A 3195-nucleotide genomic window follows, 5' to 3' on the forward strand; every position below is an offset into this window, starting at 1 on the left:
GAGGCTTCAGCCTTGTGTTTCTGGGCAACCTGGTAGGTTTCCATCGAGACTTTCCGGGCCGACTCCATGCGTGCGACGGTCCGGTCACCGCCACCTGTGGCCATCGCCAGAGAAGAAGCGGTCAGGGTGGCGACTACGAAGAGAACTTTCATGGATTTCATTTGGGGATCCTCAAGTGAAATTTGTTAACGGTTAAAGCGCGATTCATTGGCGAGCGCTGAACGTCCTTGTTCAACCGGACTTCACCAGCCCGCCAGGGCGGCGTTGCCAGGTGTCGCGGTGCCTTGCTCCAGGCGCGCTTGGGCGTCTCTGTCTTTGGCCCAGACGGTGAGCAGTACCATCATTCCGAAACCGCCGACGATGRGCACCGGATAGGCGGCCAGCAACTCCAGCAGGGAGTACTTCCAGGCCAGCGGACGACCCACACCCAGCAGGGCGGCATAGAACCACGACACGCCAGAGAACGCCCCCGAGAACAGCGCCAGCATGCGCAGGCTGAAGGAGAGCTTCAGTAACGAGCCGGCTTTTTTCAGCGCCGGCAATACAGCGCGATGCAACACGAAGCCGTTAATGGTCAACAGCACAACGATGCCGATCTTGGCTTGTATTTTTGGATTGAGGAAATACTCCATTCCCTTGCCGGAATAATCGATCCCGACAATAGCAATGCCTGTAATCCAGAGCCAGACAAGTGCAATCGATACGGTTTTTTGAAGACTGTCCATGTGCGCGTCATCATGGTGACCCGACACATCGCCCTTCAAGAGTTGCTGGACCATTGCAATGTCACTGGTCAACACCAACCCGATTGCCACGCAGCAGGCGATAAGATGGAAATATACAACGCCCAAGCGCAAATATTCCACGGTGGACGAAGAAAACATACTAAGTTCCATGGTTACCTCTTGGATTCAATAGTGAATCRACTTGGCTCYCGGCACGGCATAATTRRAGTTTRCCGTTGCTGATKKCAGTYAAGAYTCRGCCATTACGATTAGTTAATCTTGCGGCATGATGCTGCGAAGATAAGAGTGACGCTCGCGAATGAACTTTCAGTCATTCGAATGTTTTCACTTTCAGGTAACAAYAAAYATCATCCGCACTGGGTGCCWATGAGGTTTAACTTGCGCGGATCAGGCAATGCTGGTGGGGTCGGYRGGGCTTCCACCCCATTCGAGGAAACGAAGCTTGTGAATCTCGCCCTCGCTGTCTTCGTAGACCAGGGTCACCGGCACCATGCCGGTCTTGTCGGAGGTATCGGTGCGCTGCAGTACCCGTTTCACATCGAYTTCCATTCCGTAGTGGTAGTCGACGGCGGAGASATGCGCGCCGGGKTCTTGCAGGCTGTTCTGSTCGAAGACACTGGGTGCGAGACTGGAAATCACGGCACTGACAATTGTGGCGATGCTCATAAGGCTTTACCTCTTCTGTAGTTCACTTGACAAGGACCTAATGTGACACGTGATGAGAGTGAAGTTCACCTCACCGCGACGAACGTGCCTGCCTGAAAAGCCTGTAGTGGCTGCAAACTCCCGGCAATTCCCCGCGCTTGACGCCTCTCGACCATTCGTCCTTTAAACCCCGTATTTGTTGGTCAAAGTCCGTTTCTGAAGGAGGTCATGACATGTCATGACGGATTTTTCGCGCGGTGGTTGTGACAGTACCTGGACCGAAAACGCCTGCTATCGAGCCAAGGGGAAATGTCGGGTATTGGCTGTGGATTCAACCGGTCGATGCAACCGATTGGCTCAATCTGTTGAATCGACCGGTTGAATCCAAGTCGCCTCAGGGCAATCAGCCCCAAGCAAAAGCGGTATCTCCATAAATGGGGCATTACACCCACCCAACCGGGCGTTTAGCACCTGATTTGAGGAATATCCCCCCTTCACCCTTTCTTTCGCTTGAAACACTCAGAAACAGCCTGTTAATTAATTTGAATTTTATCTTCGGCCTATTGAAATGGCTCATAAGTTGCAGCCCTCCGGGTACCCGCCACAGCTGTCGCCCCGGACATCATGGAGACGGCTGGGCTTGCCGGATCGGGTATGGCGCGAGGGGTGAAAAATGAAACGTGCGACACCACCATGCAGCTCCATCGACTCTTATGGGGAGTTCCTATGAGTTCCATGATCAAGATTGGCATCGTTGATGATCACCCACTGTTAAGGGATGGGGTCACAATGGCGCTGAGGAAAATAGCTGACTTTCAGGTGGTCGGGCAGGGCGGGTCTGCCGATGATGCCCTGGAAATTACCGCTCGTTTTGCTCCTGATGTTTTGCTGATGGATGTCAATATGCCGGGCGATAGCTTTGCTGCCGTGCGAGCGATCTCAGCTTCTTCGCCGGCAGTTAGAGTTTTGATGCTGACGGTATCCGAGTCCATCGAGGACGCCTATTCCGCCCTCGAAGCAGGCGCGCAGGGATATGCGTTGAAAGGCATAAGCGGTCGTGAGCTTGTACAAGCCATCAGACAGGTTGCCGGTGGTGAAACCTTCATTACCCCCAAGCTTGCCAGCAAGCTCTTAGGCAGTTTCAGAAAGCACGCGGGTGATAAGCAAAAGGTCGAACTGACCCATCGCGAAGAACAAGTTATCCGGGAGGTATCGAAGGGCCTGACTAACCGCGAGGTTGCTATCAAGCTTGAGCTCTGCGAGAAGACCATCAAGCACTACATGACGAACGTCATGTACAAGCTACGTGTTCGTAACCGGACGCAGGCAGTCGCAGCAGTGAGACGGCATTGGGAGAGTGACCATATACCTGGCTTATGTAGTGCTCTTCAACGCCGCGACTTGAATGACAACGGCTAGACAAATAACGGGCCATAAGCATTTGCGGTTACTTGGGAGCGACGATCATTCTGGTACGGGTGATCAGATTTTGAACTGCGCCCTGGCTTTGGTTCCGGTATGGGGAGCCGATTCAATGATGAATATTCCGCCGAGGGATTCGACGCGATAGCGCATGCCGACAAGGCCCAGATGAGTCCTGCCTCGACCTGGCACGCTCGGTTTCTCGGTTGGAATACCCACTCCTGCATCCTCGACTTGCACTTGCAGTAGCCCTTCGGAGTGAGAAGCGCTGAGTTTTTGGCCTTTTCCTCCGGCGTGAATATAGGCATTGTTCAATGCTTCCTGGGCGAAGCGGTAAATACAAATTTTATGCGCTGCCGGTACATCGTCCGCAAGCGTATCA

5 protein-coding genes are annotated in these 3195 nt (G+C 53.4%); 1 reads left to right on the forward strand and 4 read right to left on the reverse strand.

Annotation, left to right across the window (positions count from 1 at the left end; all coding sequences use genetic code 11):
• The 3 genes from ACXRVY_RS21580 to ACXRVY_RS21590 form a co-directional block, all read right to left on the reverse strand.
• The coding region (locus tag ACXRVY_RS21580; RefSeq protein ID WP_458238197.1) for a co-regulatory protein PtrA N-terminal domain-containing protein at window positions 1-161 on the reverse strand (161 nt) is incomplete at its 3' end.
• An 81-nt stretch (window positions 162-242) separates the two neighbouring features.
• Window positions 243-896, reverse strand: a complete 654-nt coding sequence (locus ACXRVY_RS21585; RefSeq protein ID WP_458238194.1) for a hypothetical protein — start codon at window positions 894-896, stop codon at window positions 243-245.
• Between the two features lie 237 nt (window positions 897-1133).
• Window positions 1134-1412: a DUF2790 domain-containing protein gene (locus ACXRVY_RS21590; protein ID WP_458238195.1), complete on the reverse strand. Its 279-nt coding sequence runs from the start codon at window positions 1410-1412 to the stop codon at window positions 1134-1136.
• A gap of 705 nt (window positions 1413-2117) precedes the next feature.
• Here ACXRVY_RS21590 and ACXRVY_RS21595 point away from each other — a divergent pair.
• Window positions 2118-2810 (forward strand): response regulator, encoded by a 693-nt coding sequence (locus ACXRVY_RS21595; protein WP_223462578.1) that lies wholly within the window; start codon window positions 2118-2120, stop codon window positions 2808-2810.
• Between the two features lie 63 nt (window positions 2811-2873).
• Here the strand turns inward: ACXRVY_RS21595 and ACXRVY_RS21600 are convergent.
• Window positions 2874-3195, reverse strand: a 322-nt coding sequence (locus ACXRVY_RS21600; protein WP_458238196.1) for a sensor histidine kinase, incomplete at its 5' end; no start/stop codon positions are given.

The organism is Pseudomonas sp. P5_A2_2, from assembly GCF_054177685.1.